23 protein-coding genes and 1 riboswitch are annotated in these 26,404 nt (G+C 47.7%); of the genes, 7 read left to right on the top strand and 16 right to left on the bottom strand.

The genetic code is table 11. The features are described from left to right. Positions 1-20: 20 nt before the first annotated feature. Entirely contained in the window at positions 21-956 is a 936-nt protein-coding gene (locus tag H8S44_RS04550) for a TlpA disulfide reductase family protein (protein WP_186873084.1), read from the top strand. Positions 957-1,823: 867 nt separating this feature from the next. On the opposite strand, the gene H8S44_RS04545 is transcribed toward H8S44_RS04550, so the two are convergent. The 5 genes from H8S44_RS04545 to H8S44_RS04525 form a co-directional block, all read right to left on the bottom strand. Further along, entirely contained in the window at positions 1,824-2,189 is a 366-nt protein-coding gene (locus tag H8S44_RS04545) for a type II toxin-antitoxin system PemK/MazF family toxin (protein WP_186873085.1), read from the bottom strand. After that, entirely contained in the window at positions 2,190-2,615 is a 426-nt protein-coding gene (locus tag H8S44_RS04540; RefSeq protein WP_186873086.1) for a recombinase family protein, read from the bottom strand. Continuing rightward, on the bottom strand, positions 2,605-2,838 hold the full coding sequence (locus tag H8S44_RS04535) for a helix-turn-helix domain-containing protein (RefSeq protein ID WP_186873087.1): 234 nt from the start codon (positions 2,836-2,838) through the stop codon (positions 2,605-2,607). Before H8S44_RS04535 ends, H8S44_RS04540 begins: the two co-directional genes overlap by 11 nt. A 166-nt stretch (positions 2,839-3,004) precedes the next feature. Next, complete coding sequence (locus H8S44_RS04530) at positions 3,005-3,529, bottom strand: helix-turn-helix domain-containing protein (RefSeq protein WP_186997530.1); 525 nt, start codon at positions 3,527-3,529, stop codon at positions 3,005-3,007. A 5-nt stretch (positions 3,530-3,534) separates the two neighbouring features. Beyond that, a complete protein-coding gene (locus tag H8S44_RS04525; protein ID WP_186873089.1) occupies positions 3,535-3,729 on the bottom strand; it encodes a hypothetical protein in 195 nt (64 codons plus the stop codon). Between the two features lie 334 nt (positions 3,730-4,063). Here H8S44_RS04525 and H8S44_RS04520 point away from each other — a divergent pair, with 334 nt between their 5' ends. After that, the gene (locus H8S44_RS04520; RefSeq protein ID WP_186873090.1) at positions 4,064-4,324 is read left to right on the top strand and encodes a type II toxin-antitoxin system Phd/YefM family antitoxin; all 261 of its coding nucleotides are present in this window, start codon (positions 4,064-4,066) and stop codon (positions 4,322-4,324) included. Further along, complete coding sequence (locus H8S44_RS16810; RefSeq protein ID WP_334297559.1) at positions 4,278-4,628, top strand: type II toxin-antitoxin system RelE/ParE family toxin; 351 nt, start codon at positions 4,278-4,280, stop codon at positions 4,626-4,628. The genes H8S44_RS04520 and H8S44_RS16810 overlap by 47 nt, the downstream gene beginning before the upstream one ends. A gap of 57 nt (positions 4,629-4,685) precedes the next feature. On the opposite strand, the gene H8S44_RS04510 is transcribed toward H8S44_RS16810, so the two are convergent. After that, on the bottom strand, positions 4,686-5,603 hold the full coding sequence (locus tag H8S44_RS04510; protein WP_186873092.1) for a TIM barrel protein: 918 nt from the start codon (positions 5,601-5,603) through the stop codon (positions 4,686-4,688). Positions 5,604-5,764: 161 nt separating this feature from the next. On the opposite strand from H8S44_RS04510, the gene H8S44_RS04505 reads away from it, so the two are divergent. Next, positions 5,765-6,037, top strand: coding sequence for an AbrB/MazE/SpoVT family DNA-binding domain-containing protein (locus tag H8S44_RS04505; RefSeq protein ID WP_158363394.1), 273 nt, complete (start codon positions 5,765-5,767; stop codon positions 6,035-6,037). Further along, entirely contained in the window at positions 6,037-6,441 is a 405-nt protein-coding gene (locus H8S44_RS04500) for a putative toxin-antitoxin system toxin component, PIN family (RefSeq protein ID WP_158363393.1), read from the top strand. The genes H8S44_RS04505 and H8S44_RS04500 overlap by 1 nt, the downstream gene beginning before the upstream one ends. A gap of 78 nt (positions 6,442-6,519) precedes the next feature. Here H8S44_RS04500 and H8S44_RS04495 read toward each other — a convergent pair whose 3' ends face one another. The 10 genes from H8S44_RS04495 to H8S44_RS04450 form a co-directional block, all read right to left on the bottom strand. Beyond that, positions 6,520-7,383 carry a leucine-rich repeat domain-containing protein gene (locus H8S44_RS04495; protein ID WP_186873093.1) on the bottom strand — a complete coding sequence of 288 codons (864 nt, stop codon included), beginning with the start codon at positions 7,381-7,383 and terminating at the stop codon, positions 6,520-6,522. After that, positions 7,370-8,233, bottom strand: coding sequence for a leucine-rich repeat domain-containing protein (locus tag H8S44_RS04490; protein ID WP_186873094.1), 864 nt, complete (start codon positions 8,231-8,233; stop codon positions 7,370-7,372). Before H8S44_RS04490 ends, H8S44_RS04495 begins: the two co-directional genes overlap by 14 nt. A gap of 32 nt (positions 8,234-8,265) precedes the next feature. Continuing rightward, a complete protein-coding gene (locus H8S44_RS04485) occupies positions 8,266-9,594 on the bottom strand; it encodes an ECF transporter S component (protein WP_207724136.1) in 1,329 nt (442 codons plus the stop codon). Beyond that, on the bottom strand, positions 9,579-11,231 hold the full coding sequence (locus H8S44_RS04480) for an ABC transporter ATP-binding protein (RefSeq protein ID WP_186873095.1): 1,653 nt from the start codon (positions 11,229-11,231) through the stop codon (positions 9,579-9,581). The genes H8S44_RS04485 and H8S44_RS04480 overlap by 16 nt, the downstream gene beginning before the upstream one ends. Beyond that, positions 11,204-12,091: an energy-coupling factor transporter transmembrane component T gene (locus H8S44_RS04475; RefSeq protein WP_186873096.1), complete on the bottom strand. Its 888-nt coding sequence runs from the start codon at positions 12,089-12,091 to the stop codon at positions 11,204-11,206. Before H8S44_RS04475 ends, H8S44_RS04480 begins: the two co-directional genes overlap by 28 nt. Positions 12,092-12,163: 72 nt before the next feature. Then, a complete protein-coding gene (locus tag H8S44_RS04470; RefSeq protein WP_186873097.1) occupies positions 12,164-13,003 on the bottom strand; it encodes a DUF4430 domain-containing protein in 840 nt (279 codons plus the stop codon). Next, positions 13,000-16,500: a prenyltransferase/squalene oxidase repeat-containing protein gene (locus H8S44_RS04465; protein WP_186873098.1), complete on the bottom strand. Its 3,501-nt coding sequence runs from the start codon at positions 16,498-16,500 to the stop codon at positions 13,000-13,002. The genes H8S44_RS04470 and H8S44_RS04465 overlap by 4 nt, the downstream gene beginning before the upstream one ends. Continuing rightward, positions 16,501-22,293, bottom strand: a complete 5,793-nt coding sequence (locus tag H8S44_RS16670) for a DUF4430 domain-containing protein (RefSeq protein WP_186873099.1) — start codon at positions 22,291-22,293, stop codon at positions 16,501-16,503. 492 nt (positions 22,294-22,785) lie between these two features. Further along, complete coding sequence (locus H8S44_RS04455) at positions 22,786-23,736, bottom strand: hypothetical protein (protein ID WP_186873100.1); 951 nt, start codon at positions 23,734-23,736, stop codon at positions 22,786-22,788. 280 nt (positions 23,737-24,016) lie between these two features. Next, positions 24,017-24,206, bottom strand: a riboswitch (cobalamin riboswitch). A 108-nt stretch (positions 24,207-24,314) separates the two neighbouring features. Next, positions 24,315-25,463: a tyrosine-type recombinase/integrase gene (locus H8S44_RS04450; protein WP_186873101.1), complete on the bottom strand. Its 1,149-nt coding sequence runs from the start codon at positions 25,461-25,463 to the stop codon at positions 24,315-24,317. A gap of 285 nt (positions 25,464-25,748) precedes the next feature. On the opposite strand from H8S44_RS04450, the gene H8S44_RS04445 reads away from it, so the two are divergent. Both H8S44_RS04445 and H8S44_RS04440 read left to right on the top strand, forming a co-directional pair. Beyond that, positions 25,749-25,949: a DUF6199 family natural product biosynthesis protein gene (locus H8S44_RS04445; protein WP_117659859.1), complete on the top strand. Its 201-nt coding sequence runs from the start codon at positions 25,749-25,751 to the stop codon at positions 25,947-25,949. Positions 25,950-26,019: 70 nt separating this feature from the next. Next, positions 26,020-26,388, top strand: a complete 369-nt coding sequence (locus H8S44_RS04440; RefSeq protein ID WP_117659805.1) for a hypothetical protein — start codon at positions 26,020-26,022, stop codon at positions 26,386-26,388. Positions 26,389-26,404: the final 16 nt, after the last annotated feature.

Raw genomic sequence — 26,404 nt, 5'->3', positions numbered from 1 at the left:
TCAAAAGGAGAATAAAAATCATGAAAAACAAATCAGGTATAGTAAACTCAATGAACTCAAAAAAAGTAATTGCGGCATCTCTCGCCATTTCCCTGCTTTTTGCATTCACAGGCTGTGGAAATTCCTCTGATTCCGCGACAACGGAAAACACGAAACAGGAGGCCGCTTCCGCCACAGATGCAGGTGGCTCGGCTGCGTCCGACGAAAAGCTGGACGACCTGTACCAGCAGGAGAACCGGATTTTTGCAGATCACAAAAATGTATGGGACAAGGTCTTTGCCCTTATGAGTAAGAACACCAACGACAATGCCATGAATGAAAACTATGCGGACTTTCTTACAAATACAATAGAATCAAACAAGGATTCTTTCTCTGAAGAGGAATATGATACTCTGAGCAAAGACATCGAAACCATCCGCGGCATTGAAGAAGAAATTGCAAAGCTTGAGAAAGAAATTGCCGCATCTGATTCCTCCGGCAACACTTCCTCCGGTTCAGCTGAATCCACCGGTGTATTCCGCGGCTTCAAAGGAAAAGACCTGGATGGGAACGATGTAGATGACAGCCTTTTCGCTCAGAATAAAGTTACGGTTGTAAACTTCTGGTTCAGCGGCTGCAAGCCCTGTGTTGAAGAGCTTTCCAAGCTGAATGAATTAAATGATAAACTGAAGGAAATGGGCGGCGAAGTGGTTGGTATCAATACGGATACATTGGATGACAATCAGGACGGAATCAAAGAAGCGAAAGAAATCCTGAAGGCACAGGGAGCTTCCTACAAAAACCTGACCTTCGATTCTGATTCCACAGTTGGAAAATATGCAGGGGATATCATGGCATTTCCGACAACCGTTCTCGTGGATAAAGACGGAAATATCGTTGGCGAGCCTTTCATGGGCGGAATTGATGATCCGTCAAACTACGAACAGCTGATGGAACAGATTCAGAATATCTTATGAATAGCGGGAGAATCCTGTGAATACTAATAAAGACGGGGTAAATTCATGATATGGATATATGAGCTTTTGTGGTTATGGAATATGATTGGCATAGCGTTGTCTGCTGCTGTTATTTCTATAGCCGTTACCCTGCTGCTATGCAGGGTAACGCAGAGGAATCTCAGCAAGACAGCTATCGCCCTCATTGGAGTGACAGCGTTTTTGCTTGCACTTTTCGTAGTCGCCATAATGGCACGGACGCCGATGTTGATTTAACATGCCAGGCGTCATCCGGATGTAAAAACAGCAAGATTATAAGGCATCATAAAAAGCCATTTGATTAGCAATATCAGCTAAATCAAATGGCTTTTTATCACGTTTTACAGCGTTATATTTGGTTATTTTGCCTAAAATTTCAGACTTACTTGTAATTTACAATCTATCTGCCGTTTCGCTGGAATCCCTGATTTTACTGGGTTTTTGGCTAGTATCACCCTAAAAGTGATACTAAAAGGTGATACTTGAGACACCTCACGACATTCCCAATCATTACTCAACACCATTCATTTCTCTATCCTCACTCTTCCTGTATTTCATATCTCGCCATGGAATTCTTGTTTTCATGCAAAAAGTGAAGCATCCCTCATTGCTCCACTTTTTACATATTCCATATTATATCGGTATACTTTTCCCCTGCATATCTTCCAGAAATTCCAGCAAACTTTCTTTCGTCACATAGTATTCTCTTCCTATTTTAACAGCTACCCTTATACTATACAAAAATCTCATAAACCTTAACGCCTTATCACTTTCACACTGAAACAGTTCCATTATGTCATTTTTTGTATATATAATCTTTTCCTTTTCCAACTATCTATAAAACTCCCCCTATTCTTCCAACTCCAACTGCCGCTTCATCGCTCTTTCCACTTTTACCATTGCATTTGACCCCGGTTCCAAATTTCCAACCATCATCAAAATCTGCCGTTCATCCACAATCGTCAACTGTTCTGCCATGAAAATTGTCTCTTTTTTCAGCACGCCTTGAATCTCTTCTGCTTTTACTGTCACATGCACTGGAAAATCTTTCTTATCCTTTTTACTGGTTCCCGGAATCACTTGATACACGCTACCGTTTCCTTTATCTGTACTGACAACTAAACATAGCTTTCTTCCAAACTGTATCCTCGTTCCCGGATGTTCACCCAAATCCACCCAGACAATATCGCCCTTCCGTTTCTTTTCCTTCTCCACTTAGGCACTCACCCTTTCACACACGCTCTTCATATTAAGTCGAGGCTCCCCTTCATCCACTGATATGATACGGAATCCCTGCTCCTGAACCATGCCGACCTTTCTGTACGCGTCAGTGAGCCCGGATGATATTGCATTCATATTAGCTACCAGAAGCACATTGGCCTTCCCCTGTTTCATCAGATAGAGACATTCCTGAAACAGCTTGTTGCGTATCGCAGGTCCAAAGCAGCCCCTCCTGACTATCTTCATCGGAATCAGTCCGTGAACATTTGCATAATCATTGATATAGCGGAGCTGACTATTTTCCTTTCGTTCAGCTAGTTCGAAGGAACTCTCTTCATTCGATGACAGATACACAACACACGGAACCTCTTCTTTCACAATTCTTTTTTTCGTCTTTCTTTGCATTCTTCTATCGACCACGTTTACGTTCCTCCTTTTTCGGTATATTAAGAATCGTGTTGGCGTCTGTATCATAGTAATCTACCAATCTATATAACGTTTTCAGAATCATTCCACGTCTTCCCTCCTCAAGCCTGCTATAATAGGAATGGCTGACCTCCAATGCTTCTGCCAGCTCCTGCTGCGTCGCATGGATATTTTCGCGCAATTCCCGTAATCGGTTTCCTATCTGAAAAGTATCCATTTCCGTTTCTTTCTCCATATTTTTTCACGCACCAGGCAACTCATCCAGTCCTACGCAACGCACCTCGCTTCCCATTTCCATACAGTGAATTGACACTCCCATCTGTCTCGCCAACTGTAAGAAATGGAACAGACTCTCCGCATCTGAAGAGTCTTCTTACTATATCTCATCCTACTTTTTCTAATATCTCCACCTTTTCGAGACTATCCAACATCCCTTGAAGCATACTTCTGACCAGCATTTTCTTCATCTGAGGCAGTCTTCCGATTCGTTCCTCCATGTCCGAAAGCTCCGTCCCGTTTTCTCCCCTCGTCCTGCTCTCTCCAAATAATAGATAGTCCACCGACGTTCCCAGTGTTTCCGCCATATCCATCAGGATATCCACACTGGTTCCTCTGTATCCCCTCTCAATATCCGCTACTGACCTCCAGGACAGAGCTATCTTTTCCGCAAATGTCTCCTGTGTATATCCACGTATTTTCCTTAATTCCGCAATTCTCCGGCCGCTCTTTTTATAATCGTACATACTTCCTCCTCTCCGGGTAAAACCGGTTGGAAGAAACTCATCTTTTTCTGTAATAAATGAAACGCAGAGAACACCCAGTCCTTTCCTACCGGTTGTCCCCTGCGTCTCTGGTGCTTCATTGTCTTTCCATCCGACAATAGCCCTTATCAGGTGGGCCCTATTCACTTACTTTAAATCTTCCAGACATCATCCACTGCCTGACTGCGAATCATCGCTTCTGTCATACCTCGCAAAGCCATGACTCTCTTACATCTACAGCACTTGATTTCCAGTTCCACACTGCCTGCCAAATAGTCAAACATGTGCTGATTGCATTTTCTACAACGAATCTCAATCCTGCTTCTTTTATCTTTTGTTCCTGTCAATCTTATTCACTCCCGACTATACAAAATCCATCCATTTTGTACCTGCCAAGGAAAGGGAAATCACCTTTGCAAGTGGTATCTGCCAGAAGTTCCGACGCATAGTTTTCTCTATGCTCTGGCAGATAAATTTAAGCTGATCTGTACCCGTCTTTCTCTTCGCGCTCCTTTCGAAAATCGAATGTATGTTCGTTTTTTTCTTATTATACTTCCTACTACCCGTAATTACAAGCCCTATTTTAAGTATTTTTCAAAATGCTTGCATTTCAGATTGCTATTTTGATAATATTTTGATAAAATTAAGATAAAATATATGTCATGAAAGGAGTGCTTTTATATGATCCAGATTCGACCTGTCTCTGACCTACGAAACAAGTTCCCGGAAATTGAAAACCTTGTAAGTGACGGGAACCCGGTTTACCTGACCAAAAACGGCTACGGTGCCATGGTGGTTCTAAGTCTTGAACAGTACGCCAGTTTAACTGACAACATTGAAGCAAAGCTCGATGAAGCAGATTATCAGGCTTCCATAACAGAAGAACGCCTTTCCCATGAAACGGTCTTCCGTAATGCAAGGGGCGCAGTATATGGAAAATAACTCTTATCAGCTTCGCTACCTTCCTCTATTTGAACAGGACCTAATCGGCGTTGTAAATTATATTACCAACGTTTTAAAGAATGAAGATGCGGCTCTGCGTTTGATTAACGATGTGGAAACTGCCATTTTAAAGCGGCTGGATAATCCCCTCTCGTATGAGCCGTATCCCTCCACAAAGAAACGGAATTATCCATATTATCGTATTTACGTGCGAAACTATATCGTATATTATGTGGTAATTGGTAATGTAATGGAAGTCCGCAGATTCCTATATGGCCCAAGAGATACAGAACGATATTTATAATTTTCTATCTATAATCGGAAAGGATACACCATGCCATCCTTTCCGATTATATTTTTTCTATTCAATTCTTCCCCTCTCCAGATACTCCGCCAGCTCCTCCCGGCTCCTTGTGATATACTCATAAGTCACATACATCGGCGCAATCCGCTCTACCAGCCCTTTTACGCCTGCCGCCGTAAAGGGCTCATGCTTATCGATCCGGAAAATGTGCTCGTAAACCTTACAGAAGCGCTCTGTCGGATCCTCTGGAAGCTCATGAGGCGTCTGAAGCCACTCTTTCACATAGTCTCCTGTCAGGGACTGCTGGAGATGTAACCCCTTGATATAGGGAATCATATCCTTCTGCCGAGCCAACATCCGATGCAGGGCCGCCACCGCTTCCTCCTGGGTTCTAAGTTCCAGATCCGTGTGTAGATAATGCCCGGTATCCAGCATAAAGCCCTTTTTCCCATAATGCACCTGGCTAATCAATGCCCGGGTGTCCTCCGGCTCCAAAAAGGTCAGGCCCGGCCACCAGAGATTTTCCATCAGGAACCAGAAGGAATACTCCTGACCGTCCAAAAGCTCATTGATAAAAGCAGCCGCTGCGTCCACCACTTCCCGGTCTGTATGCTTTCTCTCATAAGTAAAGCCTTCCTCGTCATCCACCTGTGCCACATGAAAGACCACATACTCCGCACCTACACGCATGGCATAATCCAGATCCTTCCGGTAGTGCCGAATCAGCTCTTTCCTGTCCTGATTTACCCAGTCCCCGATACAGCAGCAGTGAATCCCCGTCACCATCCCCGGCACGATCAGCGGACACTTTTTCGATGACAGATAGATATCCGGAGCTTCCGCCGTAGAATAAGGAAGCGGCATAAGCTCCAGCCCGTCGCAACCATGTTCTGTATAAAATCTATGCAAGTCCTCCGCCGATGTAAAACGAATTACATCATCATAGGAGGTCGTAAAATTCATCTGAAATTTCATCGTCTATTTTTCCTCAATATATATTCGATACCCAGTATTTCGTACTAGTATAGCACATCTGATAAATCATTTTTTCTTTTACATGTTGATATTATTCTGAAAAATGTATATACTATAAGTAGGAATTTCCCTACTTTTCATGTTTTTCAGGAGGTGACATTATGACTTCAAACACTTTTATCGACAATGCAAAAGTTATGGCAAAGGGACAAATCACAATTCCAAAGGACGTCCGTGAAATTCTTGGAATTTCCAATGGGGATCGCGTTACCTTTGTTGTAGAAAATGGTAATGTCCGACTTATTAACTCTGCTGTATATGCCATGCAGATACTCCAGTCTAAGATGGTCGGTGAGGCTGAGGCTTCCGGCCTTACATCAGATGATGCAGTTATGGATTTAGTGAAAGAAATCCGTGCAGAAAGTGAGGCATAATGAAAGTTCTGATTGACAGTAACATTCTCATATCAGCAGCTTTAAATAGCAATGGCACACCTTACCAGGCTTACTTAAAAGCAGTTACTTTTCCTAACCATGGTCTTATATGTGAACAGAATATCGACGAATTACGGCGTATTTTTAATCGTAAATTTCCAAATCGTATAGCAGCGTTAGAACAATTTCTTTCCATCGCTTTAATGACCTTGGAACTTGTTCCTACTCCTATAGAGGAATACCATGCAGAGAATAAAATTCGCGATGTCAAGGATCGCCCTATTCTTCGTGCTGCTATTCACGCTAACGCAGATGTTCTTCTTACCGGAGATAAAGATTTTCTTGAATCAGGGCTTCATACTCCTAAAATTATGACTGCATCTGATTTTCTTACAGAGCTGTAATAAAATAGCACTGTAATATCTTACATCATTGTTCAAGCCCCGTGTACATTTCACTGCCGTACACGGGGCTCATTTTCCTTACAGATACTCCACCCGGATCCCGGCTGCCTTACAGTATTCCTCTACCTTTGACCCCGGATAGCATCGGATTGCCGTATTCCCATTTACAATCCGCTCTCCGAGCACTTCCGGATCATGCCGGATTTCTACTGCCTGAAGGCGGATGCAGCTGCGGAAAGCCCCGTTTTCAATGCTTTTCACGCTTTCCGGCAGTACCACTTCCCTGAGATAGTGATTCTTGCTGAAAGCATCCTCTCCTATATAGCAGAGCTTATCCGGCAGATGGAGTTTCCGGATATTGCATCCGGAAAAAGCTTTTTTCCCAATCGTTACCAGTTCCTTCGGGAAGCGGAACTCCTGAAGCTTCTTACATTTGCAGAAAGCCCAGTCTCCTATCTTCCGGATACTATCAGGGATTTCTATGTGTTCCAGCTTCTTGCATCCCTGAAACGCATTCGCATCTATAAAAATCAGTTGGCTTTCCTTTATAAAATGAATGTTTTTCAGTTCCACATCGCTTTGGAACACCGCTTCCGGCAGTCTTCTGAGGCTGGAAGGGATATAGACCTCCTGAAGCGTTGGACATTCTGCAAAGCAGCCCTTTCCCAGCTTTTCCAGGGTTCCCGGCAGAGATACCCGTTTTAATGCACTGCAGCCATAAAATGCACGCTCCCCGATACAGGTCACGATCTTCGGTACCTCTAACCGTTCGATCCTCTGATTTTCCCGGAAAGCCTCCTCACCTATCCTTGTAAAATGCCTCGGAATACAAAGAACCGTGCGTTCACAAAAGGCTTCCCCTTTTATTCTTGTCAGGCTTTCCGTCACAGCCCGGTTCTCTCTCTTTTCCACATCCATGTTTTCTCTGTCATTTTTCTCCATCTTCGATATACTCCGTTGTAAAACCTGATTCCTGGCAATAGGCGTCTACCTTTGACCCCCGGTAGCACCGTATCCGCGCCGCCTTATTGATGATCCACTCCCCGATATATTCCGGGTCATGCCGGATCTCCAACACCTGAAGGCGGCTGCAGCCGTGAAATACCCATTTCTCGATACGCCGGATATGGGTTGGCAGGCGCACTTCTGTCAGGTACATACACTTGAAAAACGCCCGTTCTTCCAATACCTCCAGGGATTCCGGAAGTTCCAGTTCCTCGATACCACAGAAATAGAAAGCGTCCTTCCCGATACGCTTCAGTCCTTCCGGAAACCGCACCTTCTTCAGTGCCTTACAGCGGTAGAACGCCCGGTCGTCGATATAGGTAAGCTTGGACGGCAGCAGAATCCGCTCCAATGAAATACATTCGTAAAAGGCATTCTTTTTGATCCGCTCCGTCCGGTTATCTTTTGTAAATAATACCTTCTGGAGCCGCCGGTCTTCCTTAAATAAATCCTCCGAGATACACTCCAGACTGTTTGGGATATACGCCACCCTAAGAGCCGGACATTCTGCAAAGCATCCGCTTCCAATCCGCCAGATACTGTGTGGCAGCGCCGCTTCCCTCAACAGCTTGCTATGGCGAAAAGCATCCGCACCGATTTCCAACATCCCGTTTGGAAGCATCAGTGTTTCCATCTTGATATTGCTTTTAAAGGCCTCCACGCCAATCTTTCTATAATGTACCGGAACCTTCACCGTTTCCTCTTTCATGTAGCTGGCCGCGCTTTTCCGGGTCAGTACCTTCCAGACCGACTGCTGTTCCTGTTTTGTAGTTCCATAATCACTCATCAATCAGTGACTCCCTCCAGAATACGGTCGCTCTAAGGCTCCAGTATCCCATATTTTTTTCGGATACGCTCAAGCTTGCAAAGCATGGGCTCACCCAGTACAGCCAGAAAAAACACTGTGGCTGCTCCATGTATCACATTCATAGGAAGGCCGCTTGCGTACATAGCCAGAAACGCCGCCTTATTGATACTGCCCATTCCCATGAACACGGACGCTGTATCCAGCAGAAATCCGTAGATCATCAGCACTGACAGACCTCCGTAGATACAGAGCCACAGGCGGAAATGCTTCCATCTGCCCCGTTTTCTCCGGAAAATCAGGCCGCCCAGGAATCCCACGATTCCAAAAGCGAACATCTGCCAGGGCGTCCACGGCCCCTGCCCGAAGAAAAAATTCGACACAAAGCCCGCCAGGGCTCCGGTCAGAAATCCGGCCTCTGCGCCCATGCCCACGCCTGCGATAATCACGATGGCCGCCACCGGCTTGAACTGGGGCAGCATAAAGAACGCCGCGCGCCCCGCCACGGCCAGCGCCGCCATTACTGCGATCACAACCACCTCTCTGGCCTGTGGACGCCGGTTCTCAAAAACCAGAAAGAAGGGCAGCATGGACAGGATAATCAGGCACAGGGAAATGAAATAATAGCTTCGGTCATTCAGGAAAAAGATCCCGAACAAAATCACCGCCGGGATAGCCGTCAGAATCAGCACAAAAGCCAGCACCGTCCGCTTCCCGATTCCCTTATCCTCTGTCTCCGTCCGGGTCTGATAAAACTCCGCCGCATACTCCTTCCGGGTATCCAGAAGCCTCTTTAAAAATGGAAGCAGAAGCAGCGCTATCAGAATCTGCAGATAGGCTACCGCAGTCAGCTGCACATGGCTATAGAGGCTCAGATTCAGAAAATTATTCTCCCTGCCTTCCAGAAGATTCAAGGCGCTGTTCGTGTCCGTAGCCCACCACAGCACAGCCCCGGTCATCCCGGCGTTCCATAGAAATGCCATTCTTCCCAGACCTGCCGCACGAAGCTTCACTCGAAAGGACAGAAAGATAAACAAAAGTCCCAGCACGATGCTCACTACCATACCAAGCCTGAGGAAGCCCGCCGCCTGATCCGCGGCCCGGGTCATGCTCTCCGGCACGTCATAGGCCCATGCGATTCCTGCCGCCGTCTCCTCCAGCTTCCACAGCTTCCCTGCCCCGGCATAAAGGCTGTACTTCAGTTCCGGCACCGACACCCAGCGGAAGCAGACCATGGAAATCAGTTCCGCCGCCATCGCCATCGCCGGTATTCTGGCCTGGGTGTCCATGCCCCGAGCCTGTCCCTGATCGGCCGCTTCCAGCCGTTCTAGCTTTCTCTGCATCGTTCTATCACATCCTTTGCCGTCACTGCGTCCGGATACCACTTGCGGGCCATCCGGTTGGCCGCTGTCGTATAAAAGCTGTTGCCTGCAAAAAACTGTCTTGCCGGAGCGCTAGTCACTACGCCCCCGTGGAAAAACAGCGCGCAGGTATCCCCGTATTCCGCACAGAACTCAATATCGTGGGATACCATCAGAATCGTCCTGCCCTCTTTCGTCAATCCCTTCAGGATCTCCGCCAGCTTCTGCTTATAGAAGCCATCCAGTCCCTTGGTAGGCTCGTCCAACAAAATGATCTCCGGATTTAAAAGCAATACCTTAGCCAGCGCCGCCCGCTGCTGTTCCCCGCCGGACAAATCATAAGGGTGGCTGTTCATCAAATGGCCGATCTCCGTCTTCGCAATCACATCCCGCAGCCGCTCCTCGTCCTTACTCATTTCCCGCAGATCCTTTTCCACTGTATCCTTCACAAACAGGCACTGAGGATTCTGGGGCAAGATTCCCAGCACCGCGCCATACAGTTCACTTTCCCGGTACTTTCCAAGCTCCTTTCCCTTCAGGTACAGCTTGCCCCGGTAGGGCTTCCGGATCCGTCCAAGAAGGCTTAAGGTGGTACTCTTGCCGGTTCCGTTGCCACCCAGCAGGCAGTACAGTTCCCCTTTTCGGACAGTCAGGTTCAAATCCCGCACCACGTCCGGCAGCTTCTTCTCATACCGGAACCACACGTCCCGGGCCTCAATGACCACCTCAGAGGCGGCCTCCCGGTATCCGCCGTCCTGCCGGGTTTCCTCACCGCTGCTCCCGGCAGCCTCCCGGTTCTTCATCCATCCTTCCAGCCACTCCCGGCCCTCCCGGACCGTCACAGGGCTAAACCCCTCCCCGGAAAGCGCCTCAAAGATCCGCATGGGAACCGGCATGGCCCGGAACATATCGTTGTCCCGAGTCCGGGCAGGCAGCTTCGCTGGCTCGTCCAATGCCAGTATCCGGCCATTTTCCATGACCATCACCCGATCCGCGTAAGCCAGCACCTCCTCCAGCCGATGCTCGATGATGAGAATCGTCGTGCCAAGCTCCGCGTTAATCTTTCGCAAGGTTGCCAGAAAATCCCCCGCCGCCAGCGGATCCAGCTGGGAGGTAGGCTCGTCCAGCACCAGCAGATCCGGCTGCATGGCCATCACCGCCGCCAGATTTAAAAGCTGCTTCTGACCGCCCGACAGCTCCTCCACATTTTTTTCAAACCAGGTCTGGATCCCGAAAAAGCTGGCCATCTCTGCTACCCGCAGTCGGATGGTACCGGTCTCATAGCCCAGATTTTCCAGACCAAACGCCAGCTCATGCCAGACCTTATCCGTCACAAGCTGATTGTCGGGACTCTGGAGCACATAACCGATACGCGCCCCCTGCTCCCGCACCGAAACCGTATCCAGCTCCCGGCCTTCCAGTAAAATATGCCCTTTCCGCTCCCCGTAGGGCGACATGGCCGTTTTAAAATGTCGGAGCAAGGTAGACTTTCCGCAGCCCGATTTCCCGCAGACCACCAGAAATTCCCCCTGCTCCAGTGAAAAGCTCAGATCCGTAAGAGCGGGCTTCTCCTGGCCCGGATAGGTAAACGTCAGATTTCTGATCTCAAAGAGCGCCATTTGATATCCTCCAAGATATTTAAAATCAGGGGCAGCATACAGAGGATCCCGTACAGGATATAAAGAATCACTGCTCCTGTTGTTGTCTCATTCATAATAAAAACCGGGAAATACAAGATTTTCAGCTTCCGAAGGTGCATGCACGTAAGAAGCACGCCCGTCGTTCCCAGAAGAAAGGCCAGCAATGCGCCGTCCCTTCGGTCAAACCGATAGATACTGAAATTCGTCCGTCCCCGCAGGCCGTAGGCCCGGGACTTCATGGAGTCCGCCGTCTCCACACTGTTTTCCAACGCCCACGTGGTCGTAATCGAAAGAATCTTCAGGCCGTGGGCCGCCCGCTCATAGAGCTTCCCGTTATTCACATTTCTGCCGATACACTGCTGGGATTCCGCTACCCTTTTAATCTGGGCTGTAAACCGCGGTACAAACCGCAGGGTCATGGACAGAAGCAGCGAAAAGGCCGGAACCACCTTTCCGAAAAGATACATGAATTTGTCCGAGGTCATCACCTCATGGAACACCGAAAACCAGGAGATCACCCCGGCCAGCATAAGCCCTGAAGCCAGCCCGTACATGATGGATTCCAACGTCACCGGATTCCCGTTTCGCATGTAAAAGAGCATCGTCGCCCCCGCATGGCTGAACAGCGGATTCATCACCATCGTCAGAAGACATACCGGCAGCATTCCAATCAGAAATACCTTCACCGTCTTCCGCCCCTTCAGGTAAACGGAATAGCTCACGGACCCGGCCAGCGACAGCGCAAGGAATACCGGGTGCATATAAAACATGGAAAGCCCGATGACAATGGTAAAATAAGTAAAATTAATTAACGGATGATATCCGGAAAAAGCGTCCATTTTCGTCTCCTGTTATAGACAGCTTTAGGCGTCCCGGAAAATGGGACGCCTAAAAGCTTATTTCTGTACTTTTTAAGACATACCCGCGCCCAGATCATTTCCCAGATCGCAGGTGTAATGCCATTCAATCACATCGCCGGACTGTACCTGATAGCGGCTGCATCCGTAGTTCGGATACCAGCCATTCACGCAGTACATCCAGCCGGATAACTCGCCGCAGTCCTTCTCATACAGGTTGTTGATACCCTGCACATAGGCACTGTTATACATGGCGGTAAACTGAGATTCCATATGGATACGGTTGTTCCGCATCTCTCTCTGCAGAATGTCATAGACCGATTCCCCTGCCGAGAAGGTCACCGTCTTCGGGCCGTAAATCACGCCGTCGGAAGGAACCCAGTCTGCTTTGCCCTCTGTCAGGTCATCCATGTTATTCAGGATGGTGGAGCATTCCACGTACAGGGTACATGTGAGCTGCTTGCCGCTGTCTACTACCTGATCCTGGGGTTCTACCGGGATCGGCTTTCCTTCCGGAATCGGGTCTGTATAGTAGTTATCCGCGCTGGCTGCCTCACCGGACGAGCCTGTTCCTGTCGTGTTTCCATTACTTCCGGTAGTTCCGCTTGTACCCGTACTGCCTGTGGCTGTCTTTGTGGAAGAGCCGGTCTTATATTTGCTCAGATCCTCCTCTTCCTGATCCCCGTAATGCTCATCCACATAGTCCCCGTCGATATACTCCGGCTCCTTCGTGTCCTCTCTTTCCGTGGTCTCCTGCTTCTGCTCCGCCGTATCAGCCGCAGCCGTCTCCGTCGAAGCCTGTTCCTGTTTCACTGCGCTGGTCTGACACCCGCCTAAAAGCAGGGTCAGAACCAGCAGGAGACAGAGTCCTAAGCGTTTCGTCTTCTGTCTCATTCCTCTCCATCCTTCCTGTCGTCCGTCTCGGAAGCATTATCCGCCGCCTCGTCAGCAGCTTCCCTCGCCTCCAGACGCTTATTGTGAAGAATCCATACCACCGTAGCGCCACACATCAGGGCAATCAGCCCGATCAGCACCCAACGGATAGTCTCGGTCTTTCTCTGGGCTTCCTGTCCATTGCCAAGCACGACTGCCTCCTGGGATTCATCCCAGGGCGTATCTCCGGCTGCGTCAAACTCATTTTTGATCACAGCCTGCTCTGCGTCAGTACTGTCATTTAAGGAACCTGCCAGAGCCCGCTTTGCAAGGAAATAGTGGCCGCTTTCCTGAAGCGTAAACTCCATTACTCCGTCTTCCACACTAACCTTCTTGACATACTCCGCTTTGCGGTTAATCGGATCAAATTTAAATAACAGTAATTCATCATCTTCCAGCTCTGTATGCAGAGTCAGGAGCATCTTGCCCGGGAATGTACCGGTTCCCTCCATGCAGAGGATCAGCGGCTTCACTGCCAGTTCCTTGATATCGTCCTCATACTTGCAGTCGGTCTGAATATGATACTTCCAGTCCTTGGTCACCTTCACGTCCTCACCGTTGATAGTAAAGGCATAGGAAACCGTATCGGAGATATCTCCATTGGCCTTCAGATTTACGTTCTTTCCCTGGATTCCTTTCAGCTCGGAAGAGGACACCATGCCATTCTCCAAAGCCTTCCGGGTTCCCAGTGTGGTACTGCCGCCCTTACTGCCTGTACTCTGAATGGAACTAATCGTGGTCTTTCCATTGTTAATCAGACTCTTTACACCCTGCGTTGAGAGAATGGAGCTGATTTCTGTCGTCCGTCCGCTGGCCGTCGTTCCCTCCAGCCGCAGATCCTTCGTAGACAGCCAGTACCGGCCTCCAATGGTTACCGTCATATTCAGCTTTCCGGATGAAACGGTCGCCGTCTTCGCACTCTGAATCTTCAGCTTATCCGGGTTCATCCAGTAGGTCTTCCAGCTTCCGCTCTTAACACTGGTTTCAGCGCTCAGAGTCACCGAACCGTTCATGCTGCCACTCTGGTAAAACTCAATCTGCGCCGCCGTTCCGTTGGCTGTGCCGCTTCCGGTGGTCATTTTCACACCTGCCTGCACATCCTTGGCCGAGGTCACGGTCTTACCGTCCCAGGTCAATGTATAAGCATCCCCGTCCGGCGTCAGGCCATAGTACACAAAGGTCTCCTTCGTGGACATCAGGTTCTCAAATACCTTCTTCGGTACGATACCATCCTCCAGGGAGTCGATGATGACTGCTGCGTCCTGCAGGCTCTGAACGTTCGCCAGAAGCTTCTGCTCATCCAGCCGTAGCGCCGCATAGCGGCTCATCAGCTTCTTCACCGTAGACGTCTTAGACTGGTTCACCCGCAGGGGATCCACCTGATTCCAGATGTCCCTGTCCAGATCGTCCACCAGCTTCTGCCGTGCCGCGATATCCGTCAGATACCCGTTCAGTTTCTTTGCGATGGCAGCCTTACTGTCCCAGTCGCCCAGCGTATCCAGTTTCAACAGATACTGGTTTACCAGGCTCTTATCCCCGATCTTCACCGGAGTGGCAATGGCGTCCACATTCTTTTCCAGAGCCGCGCGTTTCGCCGCCAGCTCTTTCTCCGCCGCTGCTTCCAGTTCAGTCAGCCGGGCTTCCAGCCCTGCCAGCTTATCCGCATTGGTAACCTGTGCTTTTTCCGCGTCTGTCAGCTTATTGTAGGCTTCCCGTACAGACAGCACGGTATCCTTATCATCCAGGGTCAGCACGCCTACATCCGGCAGTGCGTCGATCCGGTCCATAACCGCTTTCGTCTCCGCATCCGCGCTGGTATGTACGGTCAATGTCCAGTTCTCGGTGTTGCCGTCCTGCTTTGTCACCGCAATATGGAGTACGGTTCCGTCTGCCACCGGGATAGCGCCGTTCACCGGCGTATAACCATCCGCTCCCCGGATACCGGTCTTCCAGCTCTGCTCCCCTACGATTACCTCCGCTGCGTCATAGTTGCCTACAGGCAGGTTCGTGAAGCTAAGCTTCGTTACCCCCGCTCCCACATACAGGTCTGCAGCTGAACCGGCCTCGGCGGTGAAGACACTGCCGTTGTCGGCCTGGGCCACATACTGGGTGGTGTTGGCTTTAGCGCGGAAATCGAAAAGTGCAACGCCCTCTTTATAATAGAGGTAAGCCGCTATGGAATACATCGCCTGGTCTGTCGCCATACCGTTCGGACGATTCTGCTTCTCATCATCATAATATGCGTGCAGAAAACCGCCGGTGCCAGCACTGTAATATTTCATCAGGCCATCCATCAGGCTTTTCCCGCTGGCCGCATTCGTTACGGTAGTCGGGTCGATCCCCATGGCCGTAAATGCCACAATCGCCTGCGCTGCGGATTCACAGTTATAGGTGCCGCCGTAGCTGTAATCACCATCCTCGGAAAGCTTATTCCGCAGCACCTCCAGTCCCCGGTTCGCTGCTTCCCTTATCTTCGCATTTTCCGCACAGTGGGGAGCCAACGCGTAAATCACCATAGATGTAATATCCAAATCCAATGAGGAATTCTTGTCATCCAATGACCATCCGCCGCCGGAAAGCTCCTTCTCCAGGATATACTGAATCAGAGCTTCTCTTGTGTACTTCGCATTTTCCGGTACCTCATAGCCATTGCTGTCCAGTGCCAGAAGCGCCCATAACGCTCCATTCATGCCCTGGTCCCAGGGTGCGCCTGCCAGACAGTTATAGGTGCCGTCCGCTATCAGATCATGTCCGCCCACATTGGTGGGATCTCCGCCTGCCGCCAGCACGGCCATGGTCAGCCGGTGCCACTCTGTGGGCGTATTGGTACTCAGGCCTGTAGACGGATTCTTATCATACATATCCTTCACATAGGTATTCGCCCGGTTCAGGAATGCTGTATAATCTTCCTCTTTGACGCCCAGACGTCCCAACCATACCGCTGTCCAGTCTGTGGCAGTACTGCTGACATTCTTTAAAAATTCCTCATTCAGAATCTTGTCACCGGTTCCACGTTTCCAGCCCACCGTCTGGGATAACACAGTGTCCAGATCATAGGTCCCTGCGGAATGCAGCTTCCCATCTTCCTCCGTGTCCAGATCTGAAAGGCCGTACAGCATCAGCTCTTCGTCTTCATTCCAGAAATCCTCGGATTCCTGAGACTTCTCCTGCTTTGTCTCCTCTTGTTTTGTCTCTTCCTGCTTTACATCTTCACTTGCCGCGCCCTGCTCTTCGCCGGTGCCGATAATCACAGGCGCCTCCGGTGGCTGTTCCCCTTCGGAACCGGTACCTGTAATCACCGGCTCCTCATTCACTGGGCTGCTCTGCTTCGACTCTGTCTCAGGTATCTCCTGTACCTGTACTGTATCAGCAGAGGCAGCCTCTGCCCGGATAGATACCGGGCAAAGACTGAGAACCATGGTTGCAGCCAGAAAAAGACTTACGATTCTATTTTTCATTTACTTCTCTTCCTCCGTCTGTACTCCTGTGTTCTTTCGCTTTTTCTTATAATAGAGAACCACGCCTGCAAGTACACCAGATGCTGCAATCAGTCCCGCTACCGGCAGAAGAATATCTGTATCATCTCCTGTCTGCGCACTGGTTACATTGCCTGTCACACCTTCTGCCGATGTATTATTCGTTGTTCCATTCAGATTACCGTTGGTTACCGTCGTAGTGGTGTTCGTAGTCGTAGAATTACTGTTCGTTACGCCGCTTCCAGTCACGGTAGATGCGGTAACAACTACACCGAAGGGACTTAAGGAATCTGCAGTTACACTCAGGATTCCGTCGCTTACGGTTCCTTTTAGCTTCTCGATGCTTCCATCCACATCATGGAGCACCGTCAGCTTCTTGCCGTTATACTTATCGCCCACCTGGAAGTTGACCGTAATCTGCTCATCCCAGTCTACCTCTTCACCATTCAGGTACAATTTCACATCATAGAGACGAATCAACGCTTCCTTGGTACTGATCTTGTTCTGCATCCGCTTCACGCTGTCATCCGCTGCTTTCAGGCCCACCAGCCGCAGCTCATAGCCGGACAACTTGCCCGTTACAGAAATCGGATAATTCTGATAGGTCAGCGTCATGGTCTTGTCGCTGGGTTCCGGATCGGGCGTCGGTGTAGGTGTAGGATTCGGATCCGGATCGGGGCTCGGTGTCGGCTTCATTGCCTCCAGTCTCGCAATCTCAGCCTCACAGTCTGTCAGAATCTTCAATGTCTCCGCAGATACATATTTTTTCTGTGCGTCGCTCAGTCCCTCATAAGCATTTCTCGCTGCCTGTACCGCTGTCTTATCCGCCAGCTTCAGATCCTTCACTGCCGGAAGACTGTTGATCCGGTCTGTTACCTTCTTCGCTGCCTCCACATCCTTCTGCAGCCAGCTCATCTGATTTTCTGCTACCAACAGCTTGCTCAGGACTCCATTCTCTGTCAGCAGACGCTTCTGGTCGTTGTTCAGTGCATTGTAAGCGTCTCTTGCCGCCTTGACCTGATCTGCGTGCGCAGGTGTCAGCTCATCCACAGCCGGAAGCGCGTCAATCAAATCTACGACCTGATTTACTTCTTCCTGTAATGCGTTCAGACGGTTCTCCGCTGTTGTCAGCTTCGCAAGCGCATCCGGCGATACCTGATCTTTCAGAGTATCCAATGCCTCATAAGCTGCGCGGGCTGCTTCGATATCTGTCTGATCTGCGAAAAGTACTTCATCTTCGCTCGGAAGGCTATTTAACAGTTCATTTACTTTGTCTACAGCTTCTTTTTCTGCCGCTTCCTGCTTTAACAGATTCAACTGGTCAATCGCGTCACTCAGCTTCTTTACCAGAGCTTCGTCTACCATGTCCTGCTGTTCCTCTGTTAAAATCATATAGTGGTCATACGCTGCTGAAAGTGCCGCTTCGTGCTCTAATGTCACCTCTGCTGCCTCCGGCAGTGCAGTCAGCTCTTCTACTACCAGCCGAACTGCTTCGTCGCCCAGAAGCTCCGCCATAACGCCTTCTGCCGCATACAGCTTCTCATAGGTAGCTCCATCTGCATCCGCGTCCACAAGGGCTTTCTGATCCGGCGTCAGTTCGCGGTATGCCTTTCCGGCATTTGCCACGGCTTCCTGATTCTCCAGTGTCAGATCTTTTGCATCCGGAAGCGCATTGATGATAGTAATTACTGCATCTGCTGCTTCCTTATCTGCCTGCGCTTTCTTCAATGCAGCCAGATCTTCCTCTGCCTCCTGCAAAACTCCATAATTCTTCACATAGCTCTTCTCTTCACGGGTCAGAGCATCGTAAGCCTCACGGGCTACTGTAATCTTTTCTTCGCACTCATCGGTCAGTGTAATTTCTCCGATGGCAGTTATCTTGTCATCTACTGCCTTTGCCTTTTCCCGGGCTCCCGGTGTCTCGTCCAGAGCCTCCAGCCATTTATTCCAGGTGGAAGCGTTACCGGTGGTTCCATAGCTTCCATCGTCATTCTTCATATCAGACTGCTCGGTCTTGTAGTCATCAATGTAATGCCATATAATCTCGTCACCAGTGCTTACATACCAGTCATTCAGACCAAGGCTCGGATGCTTGCCATTGACGGTATACATCCAGCCAGAGTTCTGGCCGTTGTCTTTCTCGCTCAAAATATATCCGTCGCATGCCTTCGGTGCTGTGATGGCACTGATATAATTCTTCTCCAGGCCATAATAGGTAATGCCTGCTTCATCCAGCGCTGCCTTAAATACATCGCCGACTGTTACCTCGTCCCCTTCAAAGGTATAGGTGTCTGTGGCCAGCCATGTGGTGTACTGATGCGCTGTGCCGCTGTTCTCATCCTCCCCGTGTTTGGTGTCGCCAATCAGGCGGAAGGTTACCACCGTTGTATTGGGATCTGCCGAAGGATCTTCTACCTTATTGACAGTAATGGTACTCATAACTGCCGTCAGCAGGTTCTGTCCCTCGTCATTTTCCAGGGTAGCTGTCAGGTAATGGGTACCCAGTGTCATGCTGTTTGTATCGATTACAAACTGTCCAAATTCGTTGGTGGTTCCCAGGCACTTGTTACCATCATAGATCGCTGCTCCAGCGACTGCACTATACCCTGCGTTCTCCGCAGACAGGCTCTTGCCTAACACCATCAGGGTAACCTCTGTACCCCGATCTACTTCCTTCTTCTCCGGTGTCAGCCATGCATAGGTCATACCCGTCAGATCCGAATTATAATAAAATTCGATCTTGTCGCCATCATTGACCAATGTATTGGCCGGGTCCTTGCATACTGCTCCATTGATTTCGCAAATCCATCTGGCGTTAACTCCGGTGGCTCCTACAGCCGAATCATCCAGCAATGTCAGTTTGCCCTTGACGCACTGGAAGGATATTCCTGTCTCCTCGCAGGCATCCAGCAAAGCATGGAGTGCGGTATAACCGCCGTAATTGTACTTCACATACCGATAGGACTTTAAGTCTTTGATCTCTTTCGGGATCTCCACGTCTGCTGTCGGACGCAAAACGGTATTCTGTCCTGCAATCCTTACACTTACCGCTCCACTCTGCTCCGGTACCAGCTCCAGCTCGTCTACCGTAATGGTCTGGCTTTCGGAATCATCCGTAATCGTAAAACTGCCGCTCTTGGTCAGGTAGCCTTCCTTAGATACATGCCAGAGATAGGTGCCGTTTTCAAGCTTATAGGTACCGTCCTCCTGAGATTTTTGAGCCGCTTCTTTTCCGTTTGTCACAAGAAGCGTCGCTCCCTCCGGGATTTGGAAGGTAATTACTCTGGCTGCAGGGCGCCGAACAACCGTCAAAGAATACTCATATTCCTTTCTTCCGGATTTTTTCCCCATCAAACCATATTTCGTCACATGAATTTTAAATTCATTACTGCCTTCCTGTAGACGGACTACATCGCCCACCTTATACTCTGCTTCTGTACCGTCTGCCTCAATCTTTTTGGTCTCAATTTGATAGCCTTGAGCTTTTCCGACATTATATTCGTTCTTCGTAATGAGTTTACTATTATTGGTAAATAAATTAAGCTTTACCTGCTCTGCTTCATAGGGAACGGACGTTTCAAAATGAGATTCCCCAAGGGCAAATCCATATCCGCTATTTTCTATATCTGTACACTCTAAGATTCCTTCAAAACGTCCCAGTTCAACATTGTCCATCGCTGATGTTACAGACACATCCATAAGATGTGCTTTCATTTGCGAAGCAAAGCCCGTTCCTGTCATTTGTCTGCTGTACAGCATCGGATATCCACTTTGCGGCTGCACCAGCACCTCAAAATACAACGTAACATTTCCCGTATTACCCAATGTGATCACGGTATCTGAAAGTGTGGATTCTTTTCCGTTTTCTATTTTAATAAAGTCCGGCTTTTCTTCCCCTTCTCTCCAATACCGTGCAAACAGTTCTGCATTCGGGTCAACTGCTTTCGCTGTAATTTTTCCATTCCAACTATTGATGTTCATAGCTGCATTAAGAAAATTGGTTGAGGATAAGCCAATCTTAAGACTTTCCAGTTCTCCCGCCTTCCGGTTGTTCGCCTCCTCCGCTTCGCTGGAATCCTCTACCTCCAGGGTGAAGTCAGGCAATATACATCGCGTGGCGCTTTTAATCACGCTGTCCTGACCTGTATAAGTAGAAGACAGCTTTCCACATCTGGTCATTTGCCGATAAGCTTTTCCAAACTCCTCAGGTTCCGCTGTATAAGCGGCAGCCTGTATTTTACCGTTTTTAAAAGAATAAATGCCTTCTTCTGAAAAATACAGTTTCTTATCGGAGGTTTTTGAAATTGCCCACTGATCCGTATTTATTACAAACGGATTCCCATCCAATTCCCAGGTCGGCCAATCCTCTGTCGGATTATAAATGGCACCAAGCTTATATACGACCGAACAGAAGCCGTCAAAATGCAGCAGCGCTGTATCTCCTGCTACCAGTTTCTTTCCTCCTCTGGTCTGATTCGTAACTGTCAGCTTGACCGGCTTCGCTGTAATTACCCGATACATTTTTCCATGCTCGGAGCTGATTTCAACGATATTGCGTCCCTCTTTTAACTTTATGGTAAAGCTTCCATCACTGTTTGCCTGATAATTCGTCCAGTACTCGCTGTCATCCTGCCAGTTCTCTTCATCAGAAATATTTAAAATACCATTCTTAATCTGGTATGGATCATGCACACGTACAGCCAGGGTATCGCCTTTATAGGAAGAAGTCGGGGTAAAGGTGTATTCTCCATGATCATCTACCTGTACTGTCTTTCCATCTGAATTGGTCTGGCTTTCCAGCCAATATATCGTATCAAAATCATCTAAGGCAATATTGTCTTCAATTCCGCTTTCGGGCTGTCCTACCTGTACAATCTGAACGCCCGTATTCTCTGGCCACATTGCGCTATAACAGGTATATCGATATTGATCCCAGGCTTTATCCGAATTTGCAAGCCATTCCATGGCATCATACGTGTATAATACAACGCTGACACCCGGATTTTTAGCTCTGATTCTTCCAAACTGCCATATCAAATCATCCTCCGTCTGCTCTACCGTTACCGCATTTCCCAGTACGGTATAATGAAATTCCGGATCAAAATGTGCATTTCCACCTGAACTGGAAATCGCCTGCCAGCCCCTCATTGCCACCAAATCATAATACGTCCCCTGTTCCAGCTCCATACTCCGTGACGAATCCTTGCTGGTTGTCACATTTGCTTCATAATAACTGTTTTTTTCCCGCGTAATCTGTTTTTCGTTCTCTGTCAAAGCCCGAAACGTGAATTCGGTTTTTTCCTCATTCCAATTTCCAAAATCGCCATTTTTACTATTATATTCCTCAAAATCGCAATACCGGGTAACTTTCCCTGTCTGGCGAAGCATCAGTTTTCCTTCGTAATCCGACTGATAATAATCATAATCCGGATCCTCTGCAGATCGATTTTCTATTTTTTTCAACGGCTCATAATCCCGTGCCATATAAAACCGCGCCTGATCCACATGATATATTTCCGCACCTTTCGGAACTTTTGCAACGAATTCATGTCGTTCCATCAGGCGATAGGTATGGCCATCCGACAAATTCATACTCTTAAATACGGAATCACTGCCTGAATAGACATACACATGTCCCTTCTGGGTCACATACTTCTCAAAATCATCCGGGATCAAAGAATATTGATAATAGCTCTCCCCATCATAGGCCGGAACATAAAAAAAATACTCACTTACATTTCCATGGCTGTAAACCGTTCCATCCTGATGCGTCACGGAAACACTCATTTGTCTACGATGAGGGCCATAAATGATCGACCTAAAATTTATAGAATGTAAGTACACCTTTGTGGTGTCATCTTCAATTTTTAAGCTTCCTTCTCCAAATGTTAAATTTGAATCACCATATACTGTGTATTGATAAACGCCTTTCTCAACTTCGTAAATATATGTAATCTCGTTAGAGTTCTGTTCACTTTTTAATGCCTTAACAATATTCCCTTTTTCATCTGCAAGTTTTAACATTGGCAACATCTGATTAGCACCAGACGAGTTTTGCCAAGACGCCTCATTAAGCGTTACAGCAATCTGATGTTTTCCACTTTCTTTGGCCCACGCTTTTAAAGAAAAGAGCGGCAAAAAAAGAACCAGTAAAAGCATCAATGGCAATGAACGCAGCAGCTTCTTTTTCATCAACGTCACCTTTCCATAAAAAAAGCGGGGCTGGTTACCACCCTGCCCCGCCATTGCTTTTGTTCAGTTATTTAATTAATTTTCCGGATATACGTCGTATGCTCCAAAGAACTCTGTTGCTGTGCTCTGTAAACCATATACCCAAATTACAGTGTCTCCATCTTTTAAATCAAAAGCAGAAGCTGAAATCACTGCGCTGGATGCCACATACTTTTCATCTCGAATGACACCATACTGCCATCCATAATAGCCTGCTTCTGTTTTACCGCCAGCAAGTAGACCTGTTGCACCTCCATTGCCATCATTCAGAGAAATCGCATCTACATAGCCATAAGACTCTGTTGCATCTGCGATAGTACCGTCAGCCAGCATATTGTCAATGGTATTCGCTGCTGTCGCATAGGACTGTGCTGCATTTGCATTATTATGGAACAGTGCGTTAAGATTGGCATTTGCAGATTCTACCGTATAGTCATTTCCAAAAGCCGTATAATCATTTCCTGTGAACAGATCATAGGCTTCCACATTGATGCCTGTAGCCTGTGTATTAGTACTACCTTCTACTACCACTACAAAGTCGCAGCCATTCTCAATGTTTGTCTTTCCCTTTCTCTGTGCATGGACACGAATTGGTCCTGCTGTTGCATTCTCGGCAACATTTACTGTATAGGTGCTTGCGTAGTTGCCCTCCGCAATTTTAGCAGTTCCTGCTGTAGTGCTGCTGATTTTAGAGGTATTATATTCCTTCGTCCAAGTTACTTCTGCAGCAGCATCCGTGTCCTTATCAAATCCTGTGTAATCATAATATCCATACGCATTTAATTTTGCTGGACCAACATAAAAGGTAGCAGTTCCACCCGGTGCGACTGTCTCAGTCCAGGCGCTATCTGTATTGGTAGCCTTTGTCATATACATGTTGTCGGATGTGGATGCCTTTGCAGGAATTCCTGTGGACAGCACCAATGCTCCGGCCAGAGTCACAGATGCAACTCTCTTTAATAAGTTCTTGATGTTCTTACTCTTCATAATATATCCTCCATATTATTTTTCTTCTCCCCATTAGTTATGACACCACAATGCCGGGGAGAGGTAGCATTATGATGCCTATTCAATTGGATCATTGTGGCTATCCGCTCCTTCTTTCACCACAACAATAAAAAAGCCCGTACAACGGAAGTCGTCATACGAACTAATGCTTTTTGTCGAGCTCTGGATTTATATACCCCAAATACAGCCAGATGATATCGATATCCTCTGTGCTTCTGCTAAGCCCGACTCGTTCCTGACCTCCGAATCCTCTCTGATGTCGGGTTCCATTGCACTCCGTCTTCTGACTCGGGACCTCTTAACCTACTCGATGCGCCTTACCGGGATATCGCTATCTCAGTGGCATCCTGTATCTTTCGTTGTCCTTACAGCAGGGAAGGATCTGTTCCGGATTCTAACCGGATTCCGTTCTGGGTACTTTCGTACCCATAAGTGCGGGCCTGTTCACCAACATCCTGTATTGAATTATAAAAATCCTGTCATAATAACTATGAAATTATTTGTACGGGTGTCTTAGATTATCTTCATCCAAGACATATCCCTCTTCCAGCCGCATTTTAACAGGCTTCCGCGTCATTCTGACCATTTTTTTGACGGTCAATGCTTGTGGAATCCGTATATTGAAGGTTGTTTATCTGGGCTGCTTTGAACTCGTTGGAGAGATGAACATAACGGTCCATCGTAATCTTGACAGACGAGTGTCCCATCAGTTCGCTTAAGACCTTGGTACGCATACCGGATTCCAGAGAGTAGGTGGCGAAGGTATGACGCAGAACGTGAAAACGGATATTCCGGAGGCCACATTCCTTTAAAATCTGCTTGAAGCGGCTGCTCATTCTTCGCGGCTCCACGGGAGTGGACGTGCCTGACAGGAGATAATCTGACGGTAAATACAGTCTACGCGTCCGTTCAAGGACAGGCCGGATCTGCTCATGCAGAGGAATCACCCGCTCTTTCTTATTCTTTGGCAAGCCTATCTGTAACATAGTCTTTGGCTCCCCATCCAGCCGATTCCGATTCTGAATCCGCTGCAGTGTATGACGCACATAGAGCGTCCTTGTTTCTAAATCAATGTCCGCCCAGGTCAGGGCACATAATTCACCAAGACGCACCCCACTATATAAAGCAAGATGGATACCGATGGCAGTTAAATCCTCCTCGGCTTCCAGATAGGAACGGAGTCTGAAAATTTCAGCTTTGGAAAGAATATCCTTTGGCGTCATCCTGCGCTCGGCTACAAATTTTTTGCAAGTGACAGGCAGATGCTTCAGTGTATGCTTCAGGATTCCGGAAATCACGGTGTTGACTGTCTGCATGGAGCTGACAGAAAGCTTTTTCTCAAGCAAAGTAATCAGCGCGTCATAAACCTTCTGGTCAATCTCCCGTATAGGAAGCAGCCCCCAGTGGGGCAGAATATACTTCTCCAAACAGTTGCGGTATCTGATATAGGTGGCCGGTTTCCAGTCCTGCTCCGAAGAGGCCAGCCAGCCGTAGGCAGCAGAAGAAAAGGTATCCGGCGAAGTGGTAACCATTTCTTTTATGAAGGGAATATTTTTCTCGTAATCCTGTTTACGGTTGCGAGCTTCCTGATAGGTTTTGCCATAAAAGCATTTGAAGTAGCGACGGCCATTGGCCCGGATGCCCAGCGGAACCCGTGCCTCCCAGCGGCCATCCCTGCGTTTATAGATATTTTGTCCAGTTCTCATATAAGCACCTCCTACGATTCCTTTGACGATCTTTTTGACGGTTAAAAAAATGGGAAATGTGACAATCCAGCAAAAAATGCTTATGTGTCATAAAGTAGCATATAAAAATTGATATGCAGCCCTACTATTCCAAACAAACATTGTTAAAAATGACGAAATCTTTTGAGGTTTTACATATCATATCGTGAATAACGCTTGATTTATCGGCATTTTCATGGTAACATTATCCTAAGATATAGTGTAGAAATGTATACAAGGATACTTAGTTGAAAGGAGGGAAATTTGGTGGACTATTTATGGGTGTTGGTATTATTGATTTTGGGAGTTTGTATGGTCTGTTATCCTAAAATATTATGGAAAATAGAAAATTTATTCACAGTAAAAAATGGTGAACCAACCGAACTATATTTAGTATTAATGCGGATTGGTGGTGTATTTTTTATTATTTGTTCAGTTGGTATGATTATATATCTAATTATAAAATGAAACACCCTTATAGTTCTTAAATTGTATCCTATTATTCGAATTCAATAATTTCAAGAAAGGAGTGAACTGTATGAATAAGATATTTAAAAAGGTTATATCATTGGCACTTATAGGAACGCTATGTATAGGTGCAAGTACGACGACTTTTGCAAGTGAGTTATCGCCGGAAGCAAAGGCAGAAGCGACACAAACTAATGAAAGTGAGCGGAAAGTAAATTGGTGGCAAGTTGGTTGGAAAGTTTTATCCGACTATTTTGAAAAACTTATCGATCTTGATGGACAGAGCGTAAAAGATAGTAATTGGGCATATCTTGTGTCTCCGAGTATTGAATTTAATACTGGCGAGATGGGAAATGAAGTATACTTTAAACCAGAAGTAAATAATTCAGTTGGTTCAATGCGTATGCATGGACATCGAGTGATTTTTGTTGATATTTAATGGAAAAAATAGAAAG

Origin of the sequence: Anaerosacchariphilus hominis (assembly GCF_014290175.1) — a bacterium.
In the GTDB taxonomy this organism is placed as follows: domain Bacteria; phylum Bacillota; class Clostridia; order Lachnospirales; family Lachnospiraceae; genus Laedolimicola; species Laedolimicola hominis.
This window is presented reverse-complemented; position numbering and strand designations above follow the sequence as displayed.